Annotated in this window: 28 protein-coding genes; 9 read left to right on the forward strand and 19 right to left on the reverse strand. The window is 64.3% G+C overall.

Annotation, left to right across the window (positions count from 1 at the left end; genetic code table 11):
• Nucleotides 1–4 precede the first annotated feature (4 nt).
• Nucleotides 5–343 (reverse strand): hypothetical protein, encoded by a 339-nt coding sequence (locus NE2_RS23040; protein ID WP_063008267.1) that lies wholly within the window; start codon nt 341–343, stop codon nt 5–7.
• A gap of 823 nt (nt 344–1,166) precedes the next feature.
• Here NE2_RS23040 and NE2_RS23050 point away from each other — a divergent pair.
• Complete coding sequence (locus NE2_RS23050; protein WP_063029324.1) at nt 1,167–2,162, forward strand: NAD(P)-dependent oxidoreductase; 996 nt, start codon at nt 1,167–1,169, stop codon at nt 2,160–2,162.
• A gap of 39 nt (nt 2,163–2,201) precedes the next feature.
• Here the strand turns inward: NE2_RS23050 and NE2_RS35140 are convergent, their stop codons facing one another.
• Nucleotides 2,202–2,405 carry a DUF397 domain-containing protein gene (locus tag NE2_RS35140; protein WP_084494261.1) on the reverse strand — a complete coding sequence of 68 codons (204 nt, stop codon included), beginning with the start codon at nt 2,403–2,405 and terminating at the stop codon, nt 2,202–2,204.
• Nucleotides 2,405–3,283, reverse strand: a complete 879-nt coding sequence (locus NE2_RS23055) for a helix-turn-helix domain-containing protein (RefSeq protein ID WP_063029326.1) — start codon at nt 3,281–3,283, stop codon at nt 2,405–2,407. Before NE2_RS23055 ends, NE2_RS35140 begins: the two co-directional genes overlap by 1 nt.
• A 216-nt stretch (nt 3,284–3,499) precedes the next feature.
• On the opposite strand from NE2_RS23055, the gene NE2_RS23060 reads away from it, so the two are divergent.
• The 4 genes from NE2_RS23060 to NE2_RS35150 are packed head-to-tail and all read left to right on the forward strand — an operon-like array spanning nt 3,500 to nt 6,583.
• Nucleotides 3,500–3,871 (forward strand): hypothetical protein, encoded by a 372-nt coding sequence (locus NE2_RS23060; RefSeq protein WP_063909462.1) that lies wholly within the window; start codon nt 3,500–3,502, stop codon nt 3,869–3,871.
• Complete coding sequence (locus NE2_RS35145) at nt 3,868–4,506, forward strand: DUF3558 domain-containing protein (RefSeq protein WP_084494262.1); 639 nt, start codon at nt 3,868–3,870, stop codon at nt 4,504–4,506. The genes NE2_RS23060 and NE2_RS35145 overlap by 4 nt, the downstream gene beginning before the upstream one ends.
• A 2-nt stretch (nt 4,507–4,508) precedes the next feature.
• Entirely contained in the window at nt 4,509–5,858 is a 1,350-nt protein-coding gene (locus NE2_RS23065) for a hypothetical protein (protein WP_146165254.1), read from the forward strand.
• Nucleotides 5,855–6,583 (forward strand): ESX secretion-associated protein EspG, encoded by a 729-nt coding sequence (locus tag NE2_RS35150; RefSeq protein ID WP_084494263.1) that lies wholly within the window; start codon nt 5,855–5,857, stop codon nt 6,581–6,583. Before NE2_RS23065 ends, NE2_RS35150 begins: the two co-directional genes overlap by 4 nt.
• Before the next feature lie 62 nt (nt 6,584–6,645).
• Here NE2_RS35150 and NE2_RS23075 read toward each other — a convergent pair whose 3' ends face one another.
• A complete protein-coding gene (locus NE2_RS23075; RefSeq protein ID WP_063029342.1) occupies nt 6,646–8,244 on the reverse strand; it encodes a serine/threonine-protein kinase in 1,599 nt (532 codons plus the stop codon).
• 208 nt (nt 8,245–8,452) lie between these two features.
• Here NE2_RS23075 and NE2_RS23080 point away from each other — a divergent pair, with 208 nt between their 5' ends.
• Nucleotides 8,453–9,823: a serine/threonine-protein kinase gene (locus NE2_RS23080; RefSeq protein ID WP_063029344.1), complete on the forward strand. Its 1,371-nt coding sequence runs from the start codon at nt 8,453–8,455 to the stop codon at nt 9,821–9,823.
• Between the two features lie 118 nt (nt 9,824–9,941).
• On the opposite strand, the gene NE2_RS23085 is transcribed toward NE2_RS23080, so the two are convergent.
• The 4 genes from NE2_RS23085 to NE2_RS23100 form a co-directional block, all read right to left on the reverse strand.
• Nucleotides 9,942–10,565, reverse strand: a complete 624-nt coding sequence (locus NE2_RS23085; RefSeq protein ID WP_063029346.1) for an antibiotic biosynthesis monooxygenase — start codon at nt 10,563–10,565, stop codon at nt 9,942–9,944.
• A 105-nt stretch (nt 10,566–10,670) separates the two neighbouring features.
• The gene (locus NE2_RS23090) at nt 10,671–11,765 is read right to left on the reverse strand and encodes a TPR repeat domain-containing protein (protein ID WP_063029348.1); all 1,095 of its coding nucleotides are present in this window, start codon (nt 11,763–11,765) and stop codon (nt 10,671–10,673) included.
• Complete coding sequence (locus NE2_RS23095; RefSeq protein WP_063029350.1) at nt 11,762–14,248, reverse strand: TPR repeat domain-containing protein; 2,487 nt, start codon at nt 14,246–14,248, stop codon at nt 11,762–11,764. The genes NE2_RS23090 and NE2_RS23095 overlap by 4 nt, the downstream gene beginning before the upstream one ends.
• Nucleotides 14,249–14,274: 26 nt before the next feature.
• Nucleotides 14,275–14,592, reverse strand: coding sequence for a hypothetical protein (locus NE2_RS23100; protein WP_063029353.1), 318 nt, complete (start codon nt 14,590–14,592; stop codon nt 14,275–14,277).
• Nucleotides 14,593–14,686: 94 nt separating this feature from the next.
• On the opposite strand from NE2_RS23100, the gene NE2_RS23105 reads away from it, so the two are divergent.
• Nucleotides 14,687–15,328, forward strand: coding sequence for a hypothetical protein (locus tag NE2_RS23105; protein ID WP_146165255.1), 642 nt, complete (start codon nt 14,687–14,689; stop codon nt 15,326–15,328).
• A 52-nt stretch (nt 15,329–15,380) separates the two neighbouring features.
• Here the strand turns inward: NE2_RS23105 and yhjD are convergent, their stop codons facing one another.
• The 3 genes from yhjD to NE2_RS23120 form a co-directional block, all read right to left on the reverse strand.
• Nucleotides 15,381–16,394, reverse strand: a complete 1,014-nt coding sequence (gene yhjD, locus NE2_RS23110; protein WP_063029357.1) for an inner membrane protein YhjD — start codon at nt 16,392–16,394, stop codon at nt 15,381–15,383.
• 49 nt (nt 16,395–16,443) lie between these two features.
• Nucleotides 16,444–17,466 carry a tryptophan--tRNA ligase gene (trpS, locus tag NE2_RS23115; protein WP_030513557.1) on the reverse strand — a complete coding sequence of 341 codons (1,023 nt, stop codon included), beginning with the start codon at nt 17,464–17,466 and terminating at the stop codon, nt 16,444–16,446.
• Nucleotides 17,467–17,570: 104 nt separating this feature from the next.
• Nucleotides 17,571–18,503: an oxygenase MpaB family protein gene (locus tag NE2_RS23120; protein ID WP_063029359.1), complete on the reverse strand. Its 933-nt coding sequence runs from the start codon at nt 18,501–18,503 to the stop codon at nt 17,571–17,573.
• Nucleotides 18,504–18,601: 98 nt separating this feature from the next.
• On the opposite strand from NE2_RS23120, the gene NE2_RS23125 reads away from it, so the two are divergent.
• On the forward strand, nt 18,602–19,297 hold the full coding sequence (locus tag NE2_RS23125; RefSeq protein WP_233429861.1) for a TetR/AcrR family transcriptional regulator: 696 nt from the start codon (nt 18,602–18,604) through the stop codon (nt 19,295–19,297).
• Nucleotides 19,298–19,306: 9 nt separating this feature from the next.
• Here NE2_RS23125 and NE2_RS23130 read toward each other — a convergent pair whose 3' ends face one another.
• The 3 genes from NE2_RS23130 to NE2_RS23140 form a co-directional block, all read right to left on the reverse strand.
• Nucleotides 19,307–19,828, reverse strand: a complete 522-nt coding sequence (locus tag NE2_RS23130; RefSeq protein ID WP_063029363.1) for a barstar family protein — start codon at nt 19,826–19,828, stop codon at nt 19,307–19,309.
• A complete protein-coding gene (locus tag NE2_RS23135; protein ID WP_063029365.1) occupies nt 19,828–20,340 on the reverse strand; it encodes a guanyl-specific ribonuclease in 513 nt (170 codons plus the stop codon). The genes NE2_RS23130 and NE2_RS23135 overlap by 1 nt, the downstream gene beginning before the upstream one ends.
• A gap of 117 nt (nt 20,341–20,457) precedes the next feature.
• Nucleotides 20,458–21,246, reverse strand: coding sequence for an exodeoxyribonuclease III (locus NE2_RS23140; RefSeq protein ID WP_084494265.1), 789 nt, complete (start codon nt 21,244–21,246; stop codon nt 20,458–20,460).
• Between the two features lie 14 nt (nt 21,247–21,260).
• Here NE2_RS23140 and ephH point away from each other — a divergent pair, with 14 nt between their 5' ends.
• Nucleotides 21,261–22,193, forward strand: a complete 933-nt coding sequence (gene ephH, locus NE2_RS23145) for an epoxide hydrolase EphH (protein WP_227463188.1) — start codon at nt 21,261–21,263, stop codon at nt 22,191–22,193.
• A gap of 63 nt (nt 22,194–22,256) precedes the next feature.
• Here the strand turns inward: ephH and NE2_RS23150 are convergent, their stop codons facing one another.
• From NE2_RS23150 to NE2_RS23170, 5 genes are read right to left on the reverse strand one after another with little or no spacing between them, the layout of a single operon-like run.
• Nucleotides 22,257–23,513, reverse strand: coding sequence for an acyl-CoA dehydrogenase family protein (locus NE2_RS23150; RefSeq protein WP_063029435.1), 1,257 nt, complete (start codon nt 23,511–23,513; stop codon nt 22,257–22,259).
• 18 nt (nt 23,514–23,531) lie between these two features.
• Nucleotides 23,532–24,401, reverse strand: a complete 870-nt coding sequence (locus NE2_RS23155; RefSeq protein ID WP_063029370.1) for an SDR family oxidoreductase — start codon at nt 24,399–24,401, stop codon at nt 23,532–23,534.
• Nucleotides 24,402–24,415: 14 nt separating this feature from the next.
• A complete protein-coding gene (locus tag NE2_RS23160; protein WP_063029371.1) occupies nt 24,416–25,297 on the reverse strand; it encodes a MaoC/PaaZ C-terminal domain-containing protein in 882 nt (293 codons plus the stop codon).
• Between the two features lie 11 nt (nt 25,298–25,308).
• Nucleotides 25,309–25,743 (reverse strand): type II toxin-antitoxin system Rv0910 family toxin, encoded by a 435-nt coding sequence (locus tag NE2_RS23165; RefSeq protein ID WP_063029373.1) that lies wholly within the window; start codon nt 25,741–25,743, stop codon nt 25,309–25,311.
• A gap of 13 nt (nt 25,744–25,756) precedes the next feature.
• Entirely contained in the window at nt 25,757–26,974 is a 1,218-nt protein-coding gene (locus NE2_RS23170; protein WP_063029375.1) for a lipid-transfer protein, read from the reverse strand.
• Nucleotides 26,975–26,988: the final 14 nt, after the last annotated feature.

Consider the following 26,988-nt stretch of genomic DNA (forward strand, 5'->3'; position numbering starts at 1 on the left):
GCAGCTACTTTCCACCGGACGTCAAGTCGCCCGCGCTATCGAACGCCACCTTGCCGATATCACCGGCAAATTGGGCGTCGGTGTATTGCACGACGTCCGCGCTCTGCGTGAGCGCATCTCCGAATGCTCCGCAAGCCACAGACCAATTTTTCACGACCGCCGTAACATGGTCGAAGCCTTTGATTATGTCGCCGGCGATCGTCTTGTAGTTTTCTCCCAGGGCATCCGGTTCCAGCATGGTCCCCCAGGAGCCGGATACGTCGGACAGCGCCTGCGCGGCGTCATGAAACGAATTCGCCTGTTGCCGAACCATTTCCGGGCTCATGCTCAGATAGTCGCTCATCGACTTCCTTCCCCTCTCTGTACATGTACGAGCTCGTGAGCGGGCAACTCCACTCGAACCTCGCTAAGTAAGCCAAGATTTCGGTGGCCCGTATCCTTCCGCTCTGGCCTCATCCTCGTCGGTCCAATCGACCGGCAGTACGACCTCGTCCCTCGCGTGCTTGGCCCCGCCGTGTTTCTCGGACCTCAGAGCCGCCGTACGTGCTAGGGCCTCCCGCGCCGATCTGTCGCGTTCCTCCCGCGCTTCCCGCGCGGCCCGCTCCTGCGGCGTCTCCGATTCGCTGTGGGCTGCGCCTGCCATCTCGCCCATGCGAGCAGTCGCCGCACGCGCTCGCTCGTCGACCTCGCTCACCTCCTGCTCGGTACGCCGCAGCGCGGAGATGTGGTCGGCCGTGATGCTGTCGAGTCGCGCGCGCCAACTCATAGAACACCGAATCCGATTCCACCGGTGGCGTACCGGCTGTGACGGCACGCCGCAACCGATGCCGGTTCCTGTTCGAGAAGCACGATCCCCTCCGTATTGTTCCGTTCCGCCCGGCGATCTCGGTGGTTCGTCCGAATGCACACCGGTGGGTGGACACCCCCGCGCGTGACCAACGATCGCAGGTCGTGCCGGTCGGCGCAAGCGTGGAGTGAGCGGCCGTATCGAGACGAGAGGCGCAGTGGAACCGACCCCGCGTTGCCCCTACCGGTCCGAGACGCGTCACCCATACGGAGAAGGCCGAGCCGAGACCGCTCTCATCTGACAGGGTGGTCTGGTGACACGTCCGTCGCCCCCGCAACCTCGCATTCTTGTCATCGATCCCGCGCCGAGCGGGTTGACAGTGGCTGAACTCGAAGGCTTGACTCAGCTCGGCCTCGTCCCGACGGTCAACCTACATCGAGTTGCGGACCGCACTTTTCGTTCCGAGATCGAACACCGGTGGGACTGTGCCGATTTCGATGGGTTCAGTGCTAACGAGATCTTGGCAGCCTTCGATCGTGGCGGCGGGTACGACGCGCTGAAATGTCGCGCGGGCGTCCCTTTGAGCCGCAACGTCTTCGAGCAGGTGACAAACGAGCGGCACGGACAACCACTGCGATTGGTTGCCAAGGCCGCGTCCGGTCTGGACAGTATCGATCTCGGTGCTGCCGACGACTTGGGAGTCACGGTCCTGTCTACCCCGGCCGCGAATGCCGGTGCCGTTGCCGAGTTGACGATCGGGCTCATGCTCGACGCTCTCCGCGGAATCAGTAAGCGGGACAGAGCTCTACGTGCCGGCGACTGGGGCACTGCAGTCGACGGTATTCCCGTTCGGAGCCTGTCGGATTCGCGGGTGGGACTTGTCGGCAGTGGAGCGATCGCACGGGCGGTGGCGGAACGTCTCGGGCCGTTCGGGGCGGAGGTGTGGGTTCACGGGTCACCGCGCTTCACTGCCGAAGAGGCGGCACAATGGCCTGCATACCGCGCCGAGAACCTGCGCGCCCTTGTGACCAGCTGCGACATCATCTCGGTTCATGTGCCGGCCACCCCCGCGACTACCGGGCTCATCGGCGCGCGGGAGCTGCGGTGGATGAAGCCGGGGGCGGTACTGGTCAACACATCGCGGGAACAGGTGGTTCCCGAGGACGCCCTGGACGCGGCATTGCGCGACCCCAGCTGCGGTCCGGGCCACGTCGCCGTCGACGTATTCGCCAGGGAGGGAAAGCCTTTCAGCTCGGTACTGGCATCGAACGCAAATACGACACTCAGCCCTCACGTCGCAGGCATGACCCTGAACGCGATGAGAACCAGTTCCGAACGGCTACTCGCCGAGATCGCCCGGTTCTACGCGCCGTAATGAATTCCAATTCAAATCGCAAGTTCGACGTCGCGCTACTCACCGGTCGAGGTCGCCGCTTGCTACTGCTGTGGTGAACGCGGACCACTCAGCAGCAGCGAAGATCAGCGCCGGTCCGGTGCAGTCCTTCGAATCTCGCACGCCTACAGCATTATCCGGCAAGAACGCCACTTCGACGCAGTTCTTCGACCCTCCGCTACGACTGCTCTTGAACCACTGCGCATTCGATAGATCGACAACCATCAGACGTACTCCCTCGCTATCTGCCGGAGCAGGGATCGGCTCGCGGCCGGATCCATCACGCTTCGCCGGAGACCTTCGTAGGCCTGATGGTACCGCTGCACCGCTAGTGGTTTTTCGAGATACAAATCCCCGATGAAACCTTCGACGTAGACGACCGGCGGTTCTATGGTCTGCCCGCTTCGGTCGGTACCGAAGTCGAGAAGCACGAACGAACCCACCGCCTCACCTAGCGGGAAGCCAGCCCGATCGGGCAGTACTTGCACGTTGACGTTCGGACGACATCCCATGTCCGCGAGGTGCTTCAGCTGTGCAGACATCACTTTCGGTCCACCTACGACGCATCGCAAGGCTGATTCCCGGAGGATCACGTCGAGTTCAGCCGGTTGATACTTGCGCGTGATCCTGGTCTGCCTACGCATACGCAATTGGACGCGCCTGGCATGTTCCTCAGCGGTGTCGGTCGGATGAGCAGTTCCGAACATCGCGCTGGCGTACGCAGGCGTTTGGAGCAGTCCAGGGACAAGTTCTGGCTCGTAAGTCTTCAAACTACGAGCTGAGGCCTCCAACCCGACATAGAAGTCGAAGTTTTCCGGAATGACGTCGCCGAACTCACACCACCAGCTCAACTCATTGCCATGTACTGCAAGGGCTTTCATGGCGACCACCTGCTCGCCTTCGAACCCGTAGACCTTGCACAGAGCATCGGTGTCCACCTCCCGCAGATGGGCCACCATCCCCCGCTCGATCCGCTGCAACGTACTCGCACTGCGCTGAATCAGCGCCGCAGCCTGATGCAGCGTCAACCCGCACTCCTCGCGCCCGTTGCGCAGATACCGCCCGAGCTGCCGCCTGGGCAACGTGGACCCACACTCCGACATGCCTGCCTCCCTTCAGGTTCGCTTCGATCGTGGCAGCACATCACCACGCAATCCCCCACTGCCCCACCATCACGGAATCTCATTCGATCCCCGCATAATCCCAGCAAGGATTGCATCTTTCGCGCGGTCCGCACAGCAGATCGCGCAGTCGAGGGAACCGCGAGCCCTCACCGAGCGTCCAGTAAGGTGAGCGGGACAAGCAAGGGAGGGACGTCGGTGGATGTAGGACAGTCGACTGCGAACGCTCTGTACCAGGAGGCGACGGCGGGCACCTTCAAGATGGAGCCTGAGGCCGCACGGAGATGCGCGAACGTTTACGTTCGATTCATAGGAACAACGATCAATCCGCAGATCAAGAGCGCCCAGCTCCTGACGCAGCTGACAGGTTTCGGCGACTTCCAATCGGCCAAGGACCTCCAGTCCGGATTCTCTTCGAAAGCGTCGAGCCTGATCGACGCATTGAATAGCATGAAAACTGCGGCGCTCACGATGGCCGCGGCCTACCTGCGGGCCGCACAACTTATCGACGACACAGAAGCCGCGAACGCGCACGCGATCGAAGGTGCCATATCAGGGGGCAGCAAATGACAGCGATCCGATCTTCGATCTTCGCGGCTGCCGTGGCAGTGGCAGCAGTGTCGGCGCTCAGCGGATGCACGGACAACGGCGGAAGTTCGGCATCACCGGACAGCACCACACAACCTTCTCCGCGCTCAGTAGCAACGCGCCCGACCCTGACGAATTCAAAGCTGCAGCCGCCGTCTCAGCATGACGTGCACATGACCAGCGGGAGGCCGGCGATAGTCTTCGATCCATGCACCTGGATCAGTGACGACACGGTTCGAAAATCGGGATTCGATCCGAGCACTCGAAAGCGTGGTCACGATCAGATCGCCGAAATCAGCTTTCTTACTTGCAGTTTCGATTCCAATTCCGGAAGTTCGATCAACTACAACTCGCTTTTGGTGAACTCTGGTAACGCGACCTGGGATGAAGACCTGACCAAGGTGCGCAGCTACAGTGAGCCGGTGACCATAAACGGCCGTGAAGCCATGTGGGTTCGCGACCCGCAGGTGCAAAGTATGTGCCAGATCGACCTCCGCACCAAAGTAGGATTTGCGCAAGTTGCAGTTTCATCGAATGATCCGCAAGTTACCCGGCCGTGCGAGAACTTGCTGAATATTGCATCAAATATCGAGTCCGAGATCGGTAAGGATAACTGATCGTGGGCACAGACAATCAATCCGACCCTGGCGCAGCCATTTTGACCCCACTTCTCGGCATCAACGTGAGGGCGGTAGAGGATCGGAAGTCCGCAGACCAGGCCCAACGCGGCGCGCAGCAAGTCCAGCAAGGCATTCACCACCAAAGCACGGATCCGTCGTATATCAAAGATTTGGAACCTTGGGAAAGACTTGACCATCAGACGATATACACAATGGTCAACAGCATCAAGTCGGATGTAATGCATGACCATGCAAAAAGCTGGCATAATATCGCCGCCGCACTAGGCGGCGGCTTATTCGGTCTGAACATATCTATCCAGAAAGAGCTGTCGGACGGCTTTCACGGCCAGTTCGCCGGCGCCGCTGCCGACGCCGCTAAGAAGTTCGTGCAGCAGGCCACCGATGTCCAGGAGGTCATCACCACGGTCGGCGCCCGAATCACCGCTGCGGCCTACGGTGCCGAGGCAGCCAAATTGGCCGTGCCCCCACCCGATACGACGTCGGCGCCCGCCACCACTGCGGCAGATGTACTGACGTTGGCACTCGGCGCCGCGCCGCCGGCTCCGACGATCGACAAGGGCAAGGCCGATGCCGAGAAGCTCCAACTGGCGATCGACGCCATGCACAACAACTACGACCCCACGTACCGGCCTGCGGGCGACGGTGTCCCCACCTTCGTTCCGGTCGATAATCCTGGTGGTGACGGCACGAACAGTCCCAACAGCGGACTATCGAACAGCGGCAACGGCATAAACAATGCAGGCAATCCGGGTGGCCCCAATTCCGAGGGGAACGAGCACAAACCGGGTGATTCCACCGACAAGTCCGATCCGGACGCTTCACAACAGACCGACCCTGCCAGCGCATCCCAGTCCGGGCTGAGCTCCAATCAGCCTGGCAGCCAGAACGCATCGAACCCCGCTACGTCGTCCCTTCCCGGCAGCGATACGCGCCCGTCCGGATTCGATTCCACCAATGCCGCGGGATACGGCGGCGGACCGGGATCCGGTGTCGGCTCCTATGGCACGCACGGCGGTTCGAGTGGCACCCAATCGGGCGGACCGGGCCGGAGCATCCCCGGCGTGCCTGGCGGGGGAAACCCCGCTGCCGCAAGCGCTTTCGGCGCCCGGCCTGGTCAGCCCGGACTCGGCGGCATGCCCGGCATGGGCGGTATGGGTGGCACCGGCAAGAAGGACGAGTCCGAGCGGGAGCACAAGACGCCCGACTACCTCATCATGGATCGAGAAGAGGAGCTGTTCGGTCGGCAGGGCCCCACCCTGGGGGGAGCCATCGGCGCCGATATTCCAGCGGCACAGTTCCGTCCGGAGGATCAGGAGCGCAGTCGGTGAAGTGGGAGTTCACTCCTGACGAGTTCATGCATGTCTGGAAGGAGACCGATAGGGATCGGTATCCGTTTCCGTTGCAGTTGCGCTCATCGGCGGAGTGGCAGAGCGATTACGACCGCATGCATTCAGAATTCAGGTTGCGGATGCCGAGAGGGTTCGATCCGGACTTGTCGGCAGCCTTACGACTCGTATCGAACCCTCCGATGTCGTTGCTTCTCATAGGGGCTCGTAAGCGGCCAGTGCGGTTTTATGCCGGAATCGATACGGCGGCGGGGGTGACGCTGGTTCAGAGACCCGGCCCGGTGGAAGAGCATGGCGGCAATGTGGTGATCGAGTTCGGTTCGTCTGCCATCGCTACGAAGGTGTTCGCCGCTGTTCTCGGCAGTCTTCCGGCCGGTCGGCGCCCGGCCATGGTCGAGAGCCTCGATCGGATCCGCACCGATCTCGAATCCTGGACGGGTACAAAGGAAACCACCACCGACAGGATGAAGAAGCTGCTGCAGGCACCTCGGATGGGCTCCGGTCACATAGAAGTCCGTTGCGGACTGGAGGACCCCCGCCCCTATCCCCCGCAATACCTGAGCTGGTTCGACGTGGAGGGCGACGGACGGTACACCTATCGCGAACAGTACAACGAGTTTCGCATCGATCCCTCATCGACCGATGACATATGCCGGGAAGTCACGCGCATGATGGAAGTGCAACAGGAGTTCTCACGCACAGACTGAACGCCGCGATCAACGAATTCTGCTGACGTCCAGCGCCGTTGAACCGTCTCGGCCGGACTCACTCAACCGATCGGCGCAGCCTGCCACCAGCTCACAATCTTGTCCATCTTGTCTCGACCCGACATCTTCGGGCCGACCAACAAGATGAAGTTGCGTCGCTGCGGATCACCGGGAAATGTAGTCATCAAATTTGCGTAATCGAAACCGTTATCGGTCGTGAAATATCTGTAGTTCGTGTATGTTTTTCCATCCTTGAGGTCCATGGACTTTTCGTTCGCCGGTAAAGCATCGACGACCGCCTGGACGGCAGCGGGCGACCGGTACGAGTAGATGTTGAACGCGGCCTCACCGTCACCACCGGCGCAATCCCAGTCCGCCAGCCAGTCTTTCATGGCGATTCGCTGGGGCGAAGAATGTCCGGCATGGAATCCAGCCGCGGGGAGGCACTCCGCGTTCAGGTATCCATGCTTCCCCCCGCTTCCGGCGGGCTGGACCATACCCGGGAATGCCGCGCTCATGGCGTCCAGCGATCCCCGCCACTCGTCGTATATCTTCTGATCCGCCGGGTCCGGCGCCTGTGCCGACATGGTGACCCTCGAGGACGTGGCCTTCGAATGTGAGCTCTCGGTGAACATCCCGGCAGCGACGCCGGCACCAACCCCGATCACAATGGTGAGCAGGAACCCGATCCCGATCAGGGCTCTCCTGTGCACCGCTCCGGTGTTCGGACTCGACGTGCCGGCGGGGCGATCAAGACCCTGCCACACCGGACCGGGCATCGCCGACCGCGGTTGCGCTGCCGGCAGGACGGCGGCAACCGACGCTCGTGGAGCAACGTCGTCGGCGTGGATCTGCGCCGCACCCGAAGTCGCAAGCGATTGCCATGCGGCAGCGGCCAGTTCCGAACATGAGGCAAACCTCTCCTGCGGCCGCTTCGCCAGTGCCTGGGCCAATACGGTGTCGAGCGCAGGTGGCAGATCCGGACGGAGTCCCCGAACCGCCGGTGGCCGGTCCTGCAAATGACCCTTGATCACCGCCGCGGGGTTGCCCGATCCGAAAGGTGCTTGCCCGGAGAGCAGCCAGTACAACGTACAAGCCAACGAATACTGATCGGCCCGGCTATCCACGGCTGCGGCAGTGATCTGCTCCGGCGACGCAAACGCAAGCGTCGCGTTGATCTCGCCGGTATGGGTCAGGTTGCGAGTGTCATCCCGTAGACGAGCAATACCGAAGTCTGCGAGGAGAACTCGTTCGATCTGTCCATTCGCCTGCGCAAGAAGAATATTCCCCGGTTTCACATCCCGATGCAGAACGCCCACGCCGTGGGCGTAGTCCAGTGCCTCCGCGACCTGCCCGATCACCCAGATGGCCTGTTCGGCCGACAAGACCGCCGGACCGAGCGAACTCGCATCGACACCGTCGATGTAAGGCATCGAGATCCAGCGCTGATCCCCCTCCACTCCACGGTCGAATACCGTGACGATGCCCGGATGGTCGAGACCGGCCACCACATCGGCTTCACGCTCGAAGCGGGCCGCACTATCGCTGTCGGAGAACAGCTCCCGCTTCAGCAGCTTCAGAGCGACCCAACGCGGAAGGCGTGGGTGGCGCGCGAGATACACCGCACCAGTGCCGCCGTGCCCCAAGGCCCGCTGAATCACGTACCCTGCGAATATCTCTCCTTCGCGGAGCACACTTCCCCCTATCACACGCAACGTTCCAGCAGTCGTCCGAGCCGCGCAGCGCAGTCTCACCCCGCCGGATGCATGGTACCGGCCGCACTCGCGGCGAAGGTGCCGAAGCCCAGCTCGGATGGTTCTCAGCATGCGGTAAGGTCGCCACGAAGGTCAGGGCGGGAGGTATAGCCGGGTGGGTCGAACACTGGCGCAGGGACAGGTTTTCGCCGGTTACCGGATCGAGCGCCTGCTCGGGGCGGGTGGCATGGGCGAGGTGTATCTCGCGCGCGATCGAGACCTGCCTCGATTCACCGCACTGAAGGTGCTCAATCCGGCGATCGGCGACAGCGAGGGAGCACGGCGGCGGTTTCTTCTGGAGGCCGATACCGTTGCGCGCCTGTCACATCCGAACATCGTCACCGTCTACGCCCGCGGGCAGGAGGGTGACCGGCTGTGGATGGCTATGCAGTACGTCGAAGGCACCGATGTCGCCGCCGTCCTGCAGAACGGGCCGATTCATCCCGAGCACGCGGTCACCATTGTCGGCGAGGCCGCGAAAGCACTCGACTTCGCGCATCGGGCGGGAGTACTGCATCGTGATGTGAAGCCCGCGAATATCCTTCTCGCACAGGATGCTTCACAACAAGTGCTGCTCGCGGACTTCGGTATAGCGAAGCTGATGGACCATACCAGCAACCTGACGCATACCGGCGAGGTCCACGCCAGCTTCCGCTACGCTGCGCCCGAGCAATTGGACAGCACCGTCGCCGTCGACCAGCGCGCCGACGTATACGCACTGGGGTGCACACTGTTCCACATGCTTACCGGGGTGCCACCGTTTCCCGGAACTGCTCCGTCCCAACTGATTCACGGCCACCTCAATCTGCCTGTGCCGCAGCCCAGCAGACAGAGCGGTTGGCTGCCAACGGGGTTCGATGCCGTGATCGCCCGAGCCATGGCGAAGAACCCGCATGACAGGTTCGGTAGTTGCGGCGAACTCGCGACAGCAGCTCGTCATGTGCTGCACGGCAGTACCTCCGGCGGGTCGACTCCCACCCCGAATGCTAAATCCGGCAAGGGCTCGACCGTGGCCGCGGTGACTGCTGCTCTCGCGCTGGCCATTGCGGGCGGTGCGGCAGGATTCGTCTGGTACCACAACAAATCCGAGAACGAACATGCTCGGTCCGCTGATGGCGCCCGCGACCAAGCGTGCGCATTCAGCCGCGTGATGTTGTCCCTCGACTACAACGACTTTCAATCGTATAGAAAAGCTGTCCTCGACGGATCGACGGGGGAACTGAAAGATAAACTGACATCGCAGATGGAGACGTTCGAAAAGACCTCCGCGCAGAACCACTCACGCACCCGGGCAACCGATGTGCAATGCTTCACGAAAAACACGGACCCTGATCAGGTCGACGTCGCCGTATTCACCAACCAGTCGTACACCAACGACCTCACCCCGGTCCCTGCGAGCCAGCAATCGTCGATGATGCTCACCATGCAATTTGTAGACGGACGCTGGCTCGCAGCCAAGTCGGCAGCTATGACACCGGAGAAGTAGCTCGATCGCGGCCACGGATGGTCGTCTCGACGATTTCCGCAGCGACGTGTTCGCGTCTGCGGCGAGGCAGGGCGAGAAGTAGCGGGCGGCAGCGCCCATAACCCGCCGCCCCCTCGTCTCACACCAGTTCCGGCACCCGCAGATGCGCCAACGCCAGTTCGAACTCTTGGACGTCGATCGCCTCGACACCGACCTGGCGGGCCGCGTCGACCCGCAGTGCGGCGGACTGTTCACGATTGCGCTGCATGGCCTCGGCGCTGTCGAAGACGCCGCAGGAGACGGCGCGACCGGATGCGCGGTTGATCAGGAGGCTCGCGCTGCAGAAGCCGTCGAGCTGTTCCATACCCGGCAGGATGTAGTTGCGGTAGGCGTCGGTCGACATGTCGAGGCGGCTCGGATCGGTCTTGATCCAGGTCACGCGGACGCAGGCGCCGGGCATCGAGCGATGGTCCCGGTGTAGGACGGCGATCTCCCATTCCGCTACCTGCGCGGAGGTGCCGCCGAAGATCGTCACGGCCCGGTCGCGCGCGGCCATGAAGCGCGACTCGCTGTCGTGCATGGCGGCCTCGGATTCCCAACCGGTGGTGGAGATACACCGGCCGAAGGTGCGATCGACCAGCAAGGATAGTCCGGTACAGCCGGGGGTTTCTTCCAACACCGGCATAACTTCATCCCGCATGTGCGCAATCCCGGCGTCGATAGCGGAGGGTTGCGCCTGAATCGTGGTAGACCGTGCGAACACGATCCACCCCCTCTCTGCTCGGGGCAGCGCCCGGCGGCGCCACCGGTGCTGTTCAGACTCCTCCGTCGGCGGCACCGTGGCAATAGCCGCGCGCGCTCGTCCTCCCTACTCGACGGCGTCCCACCCCTGTTGATAGCCATTATGGAAGCCGAGATAGGGCGCTCGCATCCTGCCGTTGCTGTCGCTGGAAATGACGTTGACCAGGTCCCCTTCGACCACCTGGCCCGAGAGAGCGCCTGCGCGTATCAGCTGGATCAAATCCCGTAGCTGTCCATCGTCACCGAAGAGATACGTGTAACGCGCGTCGTGACCGATAAAACCGTTGTGGCTCTGAATCGCCGACGCGATGGTGATTTCCGGCAGGGCTCCGACTACGGCGTCATATTCGACGTAGGGCTGTTGACGCTTGTTACCGACCGGCAGGGGGCTCGTGTCACCGAACTCGTCTCGAGTGCGGTCGTCCGCTTCGGCAGTGAGACCACGATCGAGAATCCTGCACAACACTCCATATTGGTAGGGGCCCTCGGCGGCGGCACGGTGATCCAGTTCGGCGAATACCCACTCTCTGGCAATAACTCCGGCAACAGCGAAGGTCGCGTCCACGAAATGCTGGGCGGAGTCCTTGTCGCTGCCGACTACCGCGAATACGTTGACCGCATTGCGTCCGACGGGATCGCTCCCGCCGGGTGCCGGGAATCCCGCCGCGGCGATACCAGGCGAACGGACTCCTGCCATGTTGGCGATAAACGGCGTCAGCGCGACGCCGATCTGCTGTATCGCCTTGGGGTTCACCTGCCCTACCGATGCGGTTCGGGGACCGTCGAGATTGAGCAGATCAGCTACGTGGTCGCCGAGGTATCGCGCCAGCCCGGTCGCTGACTCACCGGCGCGAGCCGCGACCACCGGGTCGGACGACTTCGCATCGGGTCCGATCCACGAAAAAAGCATGCCCATTGCGGCCCCATCGTCATCCCAATGACGATGCAGCAAATCGCCGAGTACCTGATCTGCGGTCACCCCCTCCCGGGGTGCATGGCCGGTGAGCAAGCCGTGGACCGCCGCCTTGTCGGCGCTGCCGGCCGCGACGGCACGTTCGACCAGATCGTCCGCGGCCGATTGTGCGGGGCTCGGACCGTTACCGCACGCAACCAGCCCAGCCACGAGCGCGGCGCACAGAACTCCTCCGACAGAACTCTTCACTTGATCGAATTCCGTCCTTTGTTGACTTCGTTCTGAAGTTGCAGAAATTTTTCGCTGAACGCGCCATTGTTGTAGCCGTTGATGATATTGGTGAGATTCGAATCGATGACCTGCTCAGGCATGTGGTCATCCTCGACCAGTGTTCGATAGTCCTTCAGCTGCCCGCGAGAATCGAACATACCGGTATACCGTGGATCGTGCCCGATGTACCCGTCCCTGGTCTGCAACGCGTCGGCGACCGCGTATGAGAGTTGGGCAGGCTGGAAGTGCGAGTCCATTCGAGGTTGCGCTGGGTCCGGCGCCGAATAGAGGCCGATCAAGGCATTCTTCCCCCATGCGTTACTCACGTCGATCACCGGCGCCGCGATATCGCCGACCACCGGAACATATTTGATGCCGGTGGTGAGAACGGACTTGATCGAGTCGTAGGCGGCACCCTTGTTGGCGAAGTGGTGAGCGGCGTCCAGCGCAGCCGCCTTGTTGGAATCGCTGGTGCGGTCGGACGCTTCCATCGTCAGTCCCTGGTCGACCAGAGCTTGAATCCTGCCGGATGTGGTTGCCAGTGACCCTTCGGGATTGCCCGGATTGTCGAGGGCGGATTCCACCCATCGGGACTGTAGTTCCGATGCCGCCACGAGCGCCTTCGCGTTGAATTGCGTCGCGGCATCCTTGTCGGTGTCCATCAACGCGAATATCTTCTGCGCGCCCGATCGCCGGTCGTCGTGGATGCCATCGGGTGGCGTGAATCCACTGTGCGCGACACCGGGCGGCAGGTTGCCGGCCATATCGGGAACATACGGCGCAAGTGCGGACGACAACGCCTGCACCGCCTTGGGATTGACCTGACCGAAAGCTTCGCTGTGCGATCCGTGCGCATTCATCAATGTGTCGTAGTTCTTCACCATGCAGCCGGACAGCCCGCCGGCAATTTCGCCGGCGCGCGCCCGGACGGCAGGGTCGGAAGAATGCGATTCGTCCTCCACCCAGCGATACATATTCCCCAGCGAATCGCCACCGTCGCCCCATTTGTGCGTCAACAGCGTCGTGGTGAGCTTGTCCGAGTCGTACGGATGCCACGACTGACCCGGTGTGTCCTTACCGAACAACTCATCGCTGCCATTACCGGTGAGCAATGCATGGTCGGCATCGTGATTACGGGCGGCTAGGCCGAGGAGATTCTGCGCGCTGTGCTCGGTGTGGCGCAACGCCTCGCCGTCCTGAAGCTTCGTGCCTTCGTACCCCGTGTAGCCGTCGTGATCGATGATCCACGCCTGGTGGGCTGCCTGACGCCCCAGCTCCACGCCGAATTTCTCGCCGGGTTGATAATCCTTGTTCGCATTGCCGAGGAAGTCGGCTAATTTATCCAAATCCCCGGTGTACTCTTTGATCGCGCTCTCGCGGTCGACATTGTGACCACTGAAGAAACCTGATCGATAATCATCGGGGATATCTCTGGTGTTTGCATCGGGCGCGCCGCTGATACTCGGCCGGGTACCAATTATCTCGCGAACCTCGGAGTTGAGTTTCTGATACCCGCCACGGTCGGTGACTGTCCCCTTCGAATCACGGCTCACGAGATGCTCGTTCGACAGTGTCATCATCCCGTTGGCCAGGCTCTGCCGCAGCTCGAGAGACTGGGGCGATCCGTCGCGCTTCAATGTCTCCGAGAGCGAGATCAGGCCGTCCCGGCCCGCCTGGTCGTAGAGGTTCGACAGATAGCTCATGGTGGACGCCGGGACTGTAACGTCCTTCCCCTCTCGCAGGGCCGTCAACTGTTCCGGTGTGAGCCCGGTCTGACGCAGATGGTCGAGAATGCGCCGCTTCTCGTCATCGGAGAGTTTCCCGTCTGCGATGGTCTCACCGTCGGCCTTGCCTTCCTCTGCCGTCAACTGCTTGGTGGGATCCAGCTTTCCGGGCGCTTCGGCAGCGACGGCGGTGACACCGCCGCTGTGTTCGAATGCCTTCCGAATATGATCCGCCGCAGCGTCGACAACTGTCGCCAGGTCGTTCAGTGCCGTCTTGATCGGCTGCTCGAACGTGTCCTTTCCGTACTTGGTCAGCGCAGCGACGGCATTCTTCCGGTCCTCCGCCTGATCCAAGGAAGCCGTTGCGGCCACGATGGCGTCCTGGCCGGCCGAGACGGTACCGTCCTCGGCAACATCGTATTTCGCCTGAGTGGCAGCAGTAATCGCCCCCGTCGCGCGGTTCTTGGCCGCCCAGATCGCATCACGATCGCCCCGCAGTGTCGCGAGAGCCGCAGTGAGGTCACCGGTGAACGAGCGACCGGCGGTGACGGCTTGCCCGGTGATGTCGCGTGCACGATCCCCAGTCTTGCCGGTCCAGTAATCGACAGACTGTCGGTAGTCGTTGCCGGCCTTGTCCAAGGCCGTTTCGACTGTGTCGTGCACGGTCTGCCACTCCGCGATGAGCGAATCCAGTGCGCTCGGATCACACTGCTCCGCTTGAGTTTTCGTTGCGGACACAGCCGCCCCCCTTTGTGTTCATCCGGTCAACGGCCCGACTCGGCACGATCGAAATCGCGTGCCCGGGCCTCATCGATGTGCAGGAATTTGGCCGATACCGTCACCGTGTTGTCGCCGATGACATCCAGCACCGTGCTCAAGTCCTGCAACGCTTGCAACGCCGCCGTGCCGGCTGTCGTGCACGCCTCGCCGATAGTGAAGCCCGGGAACCCGTTCGTCACGGTGGTCGCGGCCTCTCCATATTTGACGCCTTTGATCTCTCCGGCGTAGGCCTTCACATTGCGGGCCAAGATGGCAGCGTCGGCACCGTCGATCTTCAGAGTCTCGCTCAATGGATCACCCACGAAGGGTCACCGTACCGGCATCGAAGCAGCGAGTTCAAAGGCTGAGTAAAGATTCGCGTTACCCTTGCCCCAGTACGAGGGAGGAGTTGTCGATATGGGGTTGACCGATCATGATCCGGTACACGAAAGTACCCGCCGACTTGCGGAAGCGTTGACGACAGCGCGGTCACATGCCCGATCACGGGATGGATATCTGATGGTGGAAGCGTGCGCCGACGGAGAGATCGCCATCCGAATCGACGATCGCGCGCTGACCTACGGTGGCGCGGCCGTGGGCGCCGAGCTCACCCGACTGGCTGCCGAGGCCCTTGCGGCCGCACGTGTCCGGGTACGTGATGCCGTTCAGGTCTTCAGTGCCGATCCCCGGGTCGCCGAGGCGGTTGCGGCAACCGGCGACGCAATAGGCCGACCGCTCGGCACGGCAGCCGGGTCCGGATTGCCTGGCCGGCCTCACAATTCGCCCCTCAACCCGCCCGCGGACCAACCGGTGAACAGTGAGTGGCCCACCAACTACGGTCTGCCCGAAAGTAATCCGCCGGGCGGATACAGTCGGCCCCACAACGCACAACCGGCAGCCCATCACCAGTCGGCATCGTGGCAGAATCATCGACGGGAGCGGTCGAATACCCAACCGCGACAGCAGGATTCGCCGAACACACCACCGCCTTACAGCCTCTACGACGTGCCCGATGACGACGAAGATGCCTATTATCAGCGGAAGTCCTGGTTGGAGTAACCGATTCGGCACTGCGCCGCGCCGGTCGGCTGCGCGGATCGAGCGGTACGCCTCACCGCTTGCGGCGCGCGATGCCGACCATCGAACCCAGCGCCGCTCCCACACCGAACAGGGCCAGGCCCGTGCTCGCCGTCATGCCCGCGTGCATCCGCGGCTCGATCACCGCCGGGCCCGGGGCCGGGATCTCGGCCTCCACCTCGTTCTCCCGGGCGGTGGCCGCCCAGGCGGTGGCGAACAGGATGATGCGGGCGGTGATGTAGGCGAAGACCATGAGGCCGATGATCGAGCCGAATGCGACGCCCGCGGGACTGGTGAGCACCTTCTGCAGGTAGAACGAGGCCACCTGCTTCCAGATCTCGAACGCGATCGCGGCGATGAAGGCCGCGCGCACGGCGCTGGTGAAGGTCACCGGCCGGCGGGGCAGCCGGGCGATGATCCAGACGAACACCGCCCAGGACGCGAGCACCGCCAGGACCAGCGTCAGCAATCGCAACAGCCACGAAACACCGGGCACCTTGTCGAGCCCGACACCTTCCAGCAGCTGCAGCGCCAGGCCACTGGACGACAACGCCGACAAGCCCAGCGACACCACCATCGCGACACCGAGTCCGGCCAGTGCCAGCAGGTCCGACAGTTTGGTCCGGAACCAATTGCCTTCCTGCGCGGGCTGTTCCCACTGCTCGGTCAGGGCGGCGCGCAGGTTGGCCATCCAGCCCAGGCCGCTGTAGGCGGCGATGAACAGACCGATGATGCCCACACTGGTCCGGGACTTGATGGCCTGGTCGATCAGATCGTTGACCTGGCCGCCGAACGAACCCGGGATGTTCTCGACGATCTTGTCGCGCAACTCTTCGAGCAGGTGCGGATCGCGGGCGAGGACGAACCCGGCGACCGCGAAGGCGACCATCAGCAGCGGAAACAGCGAGAGCACGGTGAAGTACGTGATACCGGCCGCGAAGTAGTCGCCGCGCTGGCGCTGGTAGCTGCCGCCGGCGCGGACGGCGTGGTCCAGCCACGGCCGTGCTCGCACCTCACGTTGGATCCGCGCTTTGAGCTTGTCGAGCACCTGTCCTCCCGAACCTGTTCAACCGCAACACGGCCTCGCGCGGTGCAGATCAGCGGTGCAGGAAACCCACTCGGTCGTACACCTGCGCGAGGGTCTTACCGGCGATCTCGCGCGCCTGCTCGGCTCCGGTGGCGAGAATGCGATCGAGTTCGCCCTGATCGTCCAGATACTCTTGCACTTTCGCCTGCAGCGGTGTCACGAATTCCACCAGGGCGTCGGCCACATCGGCCTTGAGCTCGCCATATCCCTTGCCCTCGAAGCCTTTTTCGAGTGTCACGATGGGCGTGTCGGTCAGCGAGGACAGGATCACCAGCAGGTTGCTGACTCCCGGCTTGGTCTCCGGGTCGTAGCGGATCTCCCGCTCGGTGTCGGTGACGGCCGAGCGGATCTTCTTCGCCGAGACCTTCGGATCGTCGAGCAGATTGATCAGGCCCGCGTCGCTGGCGGCCGACTTGCTCATCTTCGAGGTCGGATCCTGCAGATCGTAGATCTTCGCCGTGCCGGTGACGATATGCGGCTCGGGCACCACGAAGGTCTTCTTGAAGCGAGTGTTGAAGCGCTGCGCCAGATTTCGCGTCAATTCCAGGTGCTGGCGCTGATCCTCACCGACCGGTACCAGCTGCGGGCGGTACAGCAGGATGTCGGCGGCCATCAGGATCGGGTAGGTGAACAGGCCGACGGTGGCGTTGTCGGATCCCTGTTTGGCCGACTTGTCCTTGAACTGGGTCATCCGGCTGGCCTCGCCGAAGCCGGTGATGCAGCTCAGCACCCAGGTGAGCTCGGCGTGCTCGGGCACCTGGCTCTGCACGAACAGGGTGGACCGCTTGGGGTCGATACCCATCGCGAGCAGCTGCGCGACACTGCGCACGGTGCGGCTGCGCAGCTGCTTGGGGTCCTGCGACACCGTGATGGCGTGCATATCCGGAATGAAGTAGAGCGCCTCGTAGTCGTCCTGCAGCGGAGCCCAATACTGCAGCGCACCAAGGTAGTTGCCGAGGTGGAAGGAGTCGCTGGTCGGCTGGACGCCGGAGAGGACCCGCTGCTTGCGTTCGCTGGGGGCAGGACTGGACATGAACCGATCTTCCCATGCACGCCCAAGCGGTTTTTTCCGAGGGAGCGAGGACGTTCGCCACCCCGCACGGCCGCCGCTCTCGGCGGCGTGCGGGGCGGCGTCGCTCAGACCGCGTGCCGTTCGGCGTAGTTGCGCGGATCCACCCCCGGCATGCTGGACCTACCGCTGGCGACCAGGTCTTTCTCCCGCCGCGTGATCAGGCGATAGACCGGGGCGCTCGGGCCGGACAGCGTGTCGCGCAGCACCGGCGGCGCCAACGGCGGGCGTACGTGGGCGGTGCGCACGGCCTGCGCGAGTCCCCGGTACGCGAGCTCTTCACGCCGGCCCCATCGAATGTCGTACATCCGCCGGATCCGCGGCGGCAGCGAGCCCTGGACCAGCAGATGCGCCCCGCTGCTGGCCTGCTGGAACGGGCGCGGCAGCGGATGCGGCACCTGCTTACCCGCCAGATACGAGCCCACGAGCCGCGCCTCGTCGGTCAGATACAGCTCGTCCGAGGCGAGGTAGGCATCGAAAGATCTCCGGAAGGCCGGATAGTCGGCGGGCGCGGCCGAACGCGGCATACCGAACAACTCGCCCCAGCGCACGTAGTCCTGGTACAGATCCTCCCGCTCGCCCGCAGTCAGTTTGCGCACCAGCAGGTCGTGCATGACCTCGGCGGAGTCGGCGGTGAACGCCATGGTCATGAACATCAGGTGCGGGTCCAGCGCGGAGTAGTGCGAACCCGCCGGATGATGCGGACCCGCGTCCTCGGGCAGCACACCTTCGACGGGCAGGTGCCGCTTGCGGGTGAACGCCAGCGCGCGGTCGGCCTCATCCTTGTCGCCGAGGAATACCGCCTCGAACAGGCGACCGGTGAGCGCGAGACGCGTGTAGGGGGTGGCTCGGTGGGCGGTGTTCTCGGCGGTGCCGACGAACAGCAACGGATGGACCGCGCCGATCACCAGCGCCCGCAGGCCGTACGTCAGTCCCACCGCGCGTTTGCGCATCACCCGGCGGATCATCGAATCGTCGGAGAAATATCCCGGACCAGGCATCGTCGCCCTCCTCGCATGGAATCTGGCAATAGCATCCACCAGAAACCCACTTCTGGCAATAGCCCATGCCAGAAACGCGGCCGTGCCACAATCGGACCGTGACGGCACAGCGGACCTATGGCGGTATCTCGGCCGCCGAACGGCGCGCGGGCCGGCGTGCCGCGCTTCTCGACGCGGCTCTCGAGATCATCGGCACCCAGGGCGTGGACAAGCTGACGGTCGCCGGGCTGTGCGCCCAGGCCGGGCTGAACGAGCGCTACTACTACGAACAGTTCACCGGCCGCGAGGCCGTGCTCACCGCGCTGTTCGACAGCATCGCCGAGGAACTCGCGAACGCCATCGTGCGGGCGCTGCAGGAGGTAGCCGGCCCGTCCGCGTCCGGCGACGGCGACAACTCCGCCGATGTGTCCACCCGCCGCACCCAGCGCGACACGCGCACGATGGCGCACGCGGCCGTCGCCGCCGGTATCCACGTGCTGACCGACGACCCGCGCAAGGCCCAGGTCGCGCTGGCGGTGAGCGCCTCCACGCCGGAGCTACGCTCACGCACGCTGCAGAGCATCGCGTCGTTCGCGAACCTGGTCGCCACCCGCGGCATCGACTTCTACAGCCTGGGCACGCCCACGCCGGACCCGGCGATCGGTTTCCGCGCGACCTACCTGGTGGGCGGGCTGGTCCAGACGCTCACCAGCTGGTTGCAGGGCGATATCGATATGACGAGGGAACAGCTCATCGACGAGACCACCGACGTATTCGTCCTCCTCGGCGAGGATCTCGCACAGCGGCTCCGCTGAGCCGCTTCCTTACGCCGGGTCGGCCATGGTGAGTTCGACGGGCGACAGCACCGCCGGATGCTGTTGCAGCACCACCCGGAAGACCGTGCCCTTCGCGGCCCAGTATTCGGCCGCCTGGGTCATCGCGTCGGCGAACCATTCCAGATCCTCGCGCTGGTCGGCCAGCAGCCCGCTCGAATCACGGATCACGACAACGTATCCCGGCGCCTCGCCGACGAATTCGTCCAGGTCGCGCAGGCATTCGTCGAAGGCGTCGCGGTTGTCGCCGAAATAGTAGGGAAACTGCAGGGCGGCGGCGAATTCGTCGAATACTCCCGCGGTGGTGCGCATTTTCGTGCCGCGGACCTCGCGGGCGATATACCCGTCGGGGACCTGGAATCGCACCCCGCTGAACGGTCCGGCGCCGACGTCGAGGGCGCCGAGGACCGGCCCCGTCGCGGCCCGGTGGGCACGGCCGTTCTGCCGCGCCGCGGCCGCATCGGAGCCGGCATGCGGGGCCAGGAACTGCGACAACGACATGGTTTCGGCCATCAGCGCATCCTCGTGAAGGTCTGGTAGTGGTCGCCGGTGTAGTAGGCCGACCCGTCGCTGCCGGTCACGATGCGTTCGGCGTCCCGGGTCTGGCCGCGTTGCTTCGGGTTGACGTCCCATTCCTGATACGTGATCGCCTTACCGCTCGAGTCGGTCTTCGGCAGGGTTCCGGCGCGGTTCATCCACTGATCGCCGCCCTTGGTGCCCGGCGCGTTCGCCGAACCGGGCCAGCGTCCGGCGTCGATCTCGACGAGGGTGGCGTAGGCGCGGTCGGGCACACCCGGCGCCCGGGTCGCCGACGCCGCGGGTGTGGCGCCGTTGCCGGGCGCGGGCTTGGGAGCCTGCGTGGTGGACTGCGCGGCCTTGGTGGAGTGCACGGTCGCCGCCACCGAACTCGCGGTGTCGTGCGTGGCGGAACCGCCGCGCAGGCCCAGGACGCCGGCCACGATCGCCGCGATCACCAGCCCACCCAGAACCATCAGGATGCGAATTCTCTTGTCGGACATGTTCATCGGTGCCTGTTCATCGGTGCTGTCGGACGTGCGGAGTCCCGTCCACGCTGACGGGTACGCGGTGTGGAGACGATGTTCCCACCGCAGTCGGTCGATCAGGGTTCAGCGGTATCGCGTTCAGCGGTATTGCACGGTGACCGGAGCGTGGTCCGACCAGCGCAGCGCGTATTCGGACGCGCGCTCGACCACGGCCTGTTTCGCGCGCCCGGCGATCGCACCGCGCGCGAGGTGGTAGTCGATGCGCCAGCCGGCGTCGTTGTCGTAGGCGCGGCCGCGATAGGACCACCAGCTGTAGGGGCCGGGCACGCCCGGATGGAGTTCGCGGACCACGTCGACATAGCCCGCGGCCAGCATCTCGTCGATCCAGGCCCGCTCCCCCGGCAGGAAGCCGGAGTTCTTGACGTTGCCCTTCCAATTCTTGATGTCGAGTTCGGTGTGCGCGACGTTCCAGTCGCCGCAGATCACGAAGTCGCGGGTCTGCGCCTTCATATGCGCGCCCAGTTCGCCGAGGAAACGGTATTTCTCGTCCTGCATGGGAGTGTCGGCCTCACCGGTGTGCACGTACACGCTCGCGACGGTGACTTCGTCGAAATCGGCCTCCACGTAGCGGCCGACGCCGTCGAATTCGGTGCTGCCGAAGCCGATTCGCACACGCGTGGGCTCACGGCGGGACAGAATTCCCACCCCGGCGCGGCCCTTGGCGCCCGGCTCGGCGTGGGCGAGGAACCACCCGGCGTCGAGGACCGGCGCCAGTGCCTTGCGGGTCTGGTCATCGGTTGCCCGGGTCTCCTGCAGGCAGATGATGTCGGCCTCGGTCACTGCGAGCCATTCGAGCATCCCCTTCCCGGTCTTGCCGGTAGCTGCGCGTATGCCATTGACGTTGACGGAACTGATGATGCTGGCCACGTATCGACCGTACAATGCGGGAATCAACCCGTCCTCGCGGACATCGCGGCCACGCCGAGCAGGCCGCCGCCGATTCGGAAGGGGTGACGACGATGACGTCCGGCACCACCCAACCCGCCACCTCCCTTGCGCCGATGACAGCCCTGCACACCGGATCGGGTGATCCGCTGCTGCTGTTGCACGGTTTCCTGATGTCGCCGCACTGCTGGGAGGACGTCGCGTCCCGATTGTCCGCTACTTGCGAGGTGTTCGCTCCGGCCTTCGCCGGCCACTGGGGCGGCCCCGACCTCAGCGGCTGGTACATCGACGTGAATCTGCTCGCCGACCGGGTCGAGGAACAGCTCGACGAATTGGGTTGGCGCACCTGCCATATCGCGGGCAACTCGCTCGGCGGCTGGGTCGGCTTCGAATTGGCCCGCCGCGGCCGGGCGCGCACGCTCACCGCCATCGCACCCGCCGGTGGATGGCACAATCCGTCGCTGGCGCAGTTGCGGGTGGGGCTGGAGTTCCTGATGCTGCTGCCGATCGTCGAAATCGGCAAGCGTCTACCGGCCTGGATCCGGTTCAGCGCGCCGGTCCGGCGGGCCACCGCCATGTTGCTGAGCAAGAACATCGCCGCGGCGCCGCGACGCGGAGTGGAAGCGGCGATCATGTCGGCGACCCACTGTGCGGCCATGCTGCCGCTGATCGTCAGCGGTCTGCGGATGGCGGTTCTCGACGATCTGTCCACCGTGCGGACGCCGGTGCGCCTGCTGATGTGCGAATTCGACCGGATCATCCCGAACCGCATGTACGCCAAGCGTTTTCTGCGGGAACTGCCCGAGACGGCAGACCGCATCCTGGTGCACGGCGTGGGTCACGTCCCGATGCTGGAGGCTCCCGACCGGATCGCGACCCTCATCGCCGAGCACGTCTATGCCAGCCGCACGCGTCTGCGGGCGGTGTGAGAAAGGCCGGCGGATCGGTTCGAACCCCTCGGCGCCGATCCGCCGGCCGCCATCACGTGGCGATCACCGGCCCAGCAGGCCCTTCGCGATATGGGTCACCTGGATCTCGTTGCTGCCGGCGTAGATCATCAGCGACTTGGCGTCGCGGGCGAGTTGTTCGACGCGGTATTCCTGCATGTAACCGTTACCGCCGAACAGTTGCACTGCCTCCATCGCGACCTCGGTGGCCGTCTCCGAGCAGTACAGCTTGATCGCCGAGGCCTCGGCCAGGGTCGGCGGTTTGCCCGCGCGGCCGCGTTCGAGCGTGTTGAAGACCATGTTCTGCACGTTGATGCGGGCGATCTCCATCTTCGCGAGCTTGAGCTGCACCAGCTGGAAGCGGCCGATCTCCTGCCCCCACAGCATGCGTGTCTTGGCGTATTCCACGCAGAGCCGGTGACATTCGTTGATGATGCCCAGCGCCATGAAACCCACGCCCACCCGCTCGGCGACGAAACTCGTTCGCGCGCTTTCTCGCCCGTCGCCGCCCTTGTGCTCCTCGGTCTCACCGAGCAGCCGGTCCTTGCCCAATCGCACGTTGTCGAAGAACAATTCGCCGGTGGGCGAGGAGTGCAAACCCATCTTCTTGAACGGTTTGCCCTGGGTGAAGCCCTCCATGCCCTTGTCGAGGACGAAGGTGAGCACCTTGCGATCGCGTTTGTCGGTGCCGTCGCCCTCGTCGAGTTTGGCGTAGACGACCGCCACATCGGCGTACGGACCGTTGGTGATGAAGGTCTTCTGGCCGTTGAGGATGTAGTCCTCGCCGTCGCGCTTGACCGAGGTCTTCATGCCGCCGAAGGCATCCGAACCCGAATCCGGTTCCGTGATGGCCCAGGCCGCGACCTTCTTCAAGGTCACGATATCGGCGAGCCAGCGTTCCTTCTGCGCGAGCGTGCCGCGCGACATGATGGTGGCCGCGCCGAGACCGATCGAGACGCCCATCGCGGCGACCAAACCCATACTGACGCCGGACAATTCGCTGATCAGCACCGCCATCAACGACTGCTGCTCGCCGACCGGGTCACCGCCGGACCTGGGTTTCTTGTCGCGCTGTCCGGCCTCGTCCGGCGCGGCCTCGGCGGCACGCTGCTTGGCGAGCATCTTCTCGATCGCCTCGGCGCCCATGGCGTCGATGCCGAACTCGCCGAACAGTTTTCGCAAAATCGGATACGGCGGCATCTCACCGCTGTCGAGGGCGTCCAGATGCGGCCGGATCTCCTTGTCGATGAAGGCGCGCACGGCCGCGCGGATCATCTCGTCGGTCTCGGACCATTCGAACATCGTCATTCTCCTCCAGCGTCAGGGCAGCCGGGCTGCGATGTCGTCGATCAGCCAGGGGCCGTCGGTTTCGATGGTCTTCACGTCGTGCCAGCCGCCGAGCTCGGAGATGGCCCCGCCCTGGACGGCGAAGACCTTGCCGGTGACCGGGCATTTATCGGTGGCCAGATAGGCGACCAGCGGCGAGATGTTGGCCGGGCTGAAGGCGTCGAATTCCCCTTCGCCCACCTCGGCGGCGAAGATCGCGCCCATACCGGGTGTGGCCAGGGTCAAGCGGGTGCGCGCCATCGGGGCGATGGCGTTGACCCGCACGCCGTAGCGTTCCAGTTCCTCCGCCGCGACCAGGGTCAACGCGGCGATACCGGCCTTGGCCGCGCCGTAGTTCGCCTGGCCGGCGTTGGGCAGGGTGACGCCGGAGGCCGAGGCGGTGTTGACGACGGCGGCATTGGGCTGCTTACCGGCCTTCGACTGGTCCTTCCAGTACGCCGCGGCATGGCGCAGCACGTTGAAGTGGCCCTTCAGATGCACCGCGATGACCGCGTCCCACTGCGATTCCTCCAGTCCGGCGATGAACCCGTCACGCAGGATGCCGGCGTTGTTGATCACCACGTCGAGCGTGCCGAATTCCGAGATCGCCTGGTCCACAAGGTTTTTCGCACCGTCCCACTGCGCCACGTTGTCGGTGTTGGCCACCGCCTTCCCGCCCGCGGCGCGGATCTCCTCCACCACCTGCTGCGCCGGTCCGGCGTCGGCGCCCTCTCCGGCGTTGCTCCCGCCCAGATCGTTCACCACCACCGAGGCGCCCTCACGCGCGAACAACAGCGCGTGTTCGCGTCCGATGCCGCGGCCGGCGCCGGTGATGACGGCGACCCGCCCATCCAATACACCCATGAAAGTCTCCTCGGCTACGAGTTGTCGGCGACGACCGCCAGGCCGTCGGTCAGAACGAGATCGGTTCCGCGCGCGGTGCGGAACGCGTAGGTGGTGTCGGAGCCGGTCGAGCCGACCTTCCAGATCTGCGTCTCCAGGTCGTCGCCGGGGAACACCATCTTCGAGAAGCGCACCGCGAAACGCTTCAACCGGTGCACATCGGAACCGGCGACCTCGGTGAGGACCGCCCACGACGACATCGCCATCGTGCACAGACCGTGCGCGATGATGCCGGGCAGTCCGGCATCCTTGGCGACCTGCTCGTCCAGGTGCAGCGGCACCGGATCGCCGGAGGCGGGGGCGTAGCGGTAGGTCTGATCGTCGTCCACGTGGGCGGCGACCCGGGCCAGGGGCGGCTGCGCCTCCAATTCCGGATCGAACTTGTGCGCCGGCGCGCTCTCACCGACCCGCTTGCCGACATCGATGTTGCGGAAGAAGGCGGTCAGGTACTGCTCGTTGACCAGCTCACCCTCGGAGTCCCGGCATTCGATGAGAATGGTGATGGTGGTGCCGTTCTCCCGGCCCTCGTAGCCGACCGCCTTGGCCCGCGAGACCAGCCGATCACCGGGCCGGATCGGGCGGTGGAAGTGAAAGTCCTGCTCGCCGTGCACGACCCGGCCGAAGATGTCCATCGGGACGACGTCGATCACGGGCATCATCATCGCCTCGAAGACGGGCACGATGGCGAAGACGGGTGGGGCGATATCGCCGGACAGGTGGGCCGGAATCGGGTCGTTGGTGGCCGCGGCGTACTCGGCGATCCGCTCCCGGGTGACCTCGAATCGTTCCTCGTCGGACCAGACGTTCAGGCCCGCGTCGTCGAATTCCACGGGCCGGGGTGCTGTTTCGGTGGCCATCTGCGCCCCTGCTATGCCGTCGCGAGGGCGTCGAGTTGTTCGAGGGTGGTGTTCAGCTGCTTGGCGCCGTCCTTCTCCACCGCCTTGCCGAGCGCGCCCTTGATGAGCGCGCCCTCGAAATCGCCGGAGACCGAGAACGTGCTGCCGGCCCCCTCGGGCGTGATGTCGAAGGAGAACTTCACCTTCACACCGGCCATACCGGCGCCGCTGAGCACCAGGTTGTTCGGCGAATTCACCTCCTCGACAACCCATTCCATCTTGTTCGCCATGCCGAGCATCATGATCTTGGCGACCAGCTTCGAGCCCGTGGTGAGCGTGGCCGGCGGTTCCTCCATCCAGCGCTCGTGGATGGTGAACCACTTGTCCCAGGTCTGCGGATCCGAGACGACCGCCCACAGCGCGTCCGGGGTGGCGTTGAGGTTCTTGGTGGCTTCGATGTGACCCATGCTCGTACTCCTTTCAGCGCTCGGCGCGCTGGTAGGCGGTGACGACCGCGGCTCCGCCGAGGCCGATGTTGTGCTGCAGCGCGGCGGTGACACCGTCCACCTGACGCTTGTCGGCCTCGCCGCGCAGCTGCCAGGTGAGCTCGCTGCATTGCGCCAAACCCGTCGCGCCCAGCGGATGCCCCTTGGAAATGAGGCCGCCGGAGGGGTTGACCACCCACTTGCCGCCGTAGGTCGTCTGCTCGCCGTCGATGAGGCTGCCGGCCTCACCCTCGCCACACAGGCCCAGCGCCTCGTAGAGCAGCAGTTCGTTGGCGGAGAAGCAGTCGTGCAGTTCGATCACCTGGAAGTCCTGCGGGCCCAGGCCCGACTGCCGGTACACCTGCTGCGCGGCTTGCACATTCATGTCGTAACCGATGAGGTTCTTCGCGGTGCCGTCGAAGGTGGATGCGAAATCGGTGGTCATCGCCTGGCCCACGATCTCCACCGCTCGCCCGGCCAGACCGTGGCGGTCGACGAAGTCCTCGGAGGCGAGGACCACCGCGCCCGAACCGTCCGAGGTCGGCGAGCACTGCAGCTTGGTGAGCGGGTCGTAGATCATCCGCGCGCCCAGGATGTCGTCGAGCGAATATTCGTCCTGGAACTGCGAATACGGATTGTTCACCGAATGCTTGTGATTCTTGAATCCGATCTTCGCGAAATGCTCCGCGGTGGTGCCGTACTGCTTCATATGTTCGCGGCCCGCGGCGCCGAACATCCACGGCGCCGGCGGGAACAGGACCTCGGAGATCTCGGCCAGCGCCATCATGTGCTTGGCCATCGGCTGCTCGCGGTCGTCCCAGGTGGACCCGAGCGATCCGGGCTGCATCTTCTCGAAGCCCAGCGCGAGAGTGCAGTCGGCCAGCCCGCCCCGAATCGCCTGTGCCGCAAGGTAGAGCGCGGTGGATCCGGTGGAACAGTTGTTGTTCACGTTGATCACCGGGATACCGGTCATCCCCAGTTCGTAGACCGCGCGCTGGCCGGAGGTGGACTCGCCGTAGACGTAGCCCACGTAGGCCTGCTGCACCTCGCGATAGTCGATTCCGGCGTCGGCCAGCGCCTTGGTGCCGGATTCGCGGGCCATATCCGGGTAGTCCCACGCGCGGGTCGTCCCGGCGGCCTCCTCGACCTGCCGCCGCCCCGGCTTCTCGAACTTCGTCATTCCGACGCCGACGACGTAGACCTTGTTCGTCATCGAACCACCCTTCT

The sequence above is a fragment of the Nocardia elegans NBRC 108235 genome (assembly GCF_001612845.1).
Classification (GTDB): domain Bacteria; phylum Actinomycetota; class Actinomycetes; order Mycobacteriales; family Mycobacteriaceae; genus Nocardia; species Nocardia nova.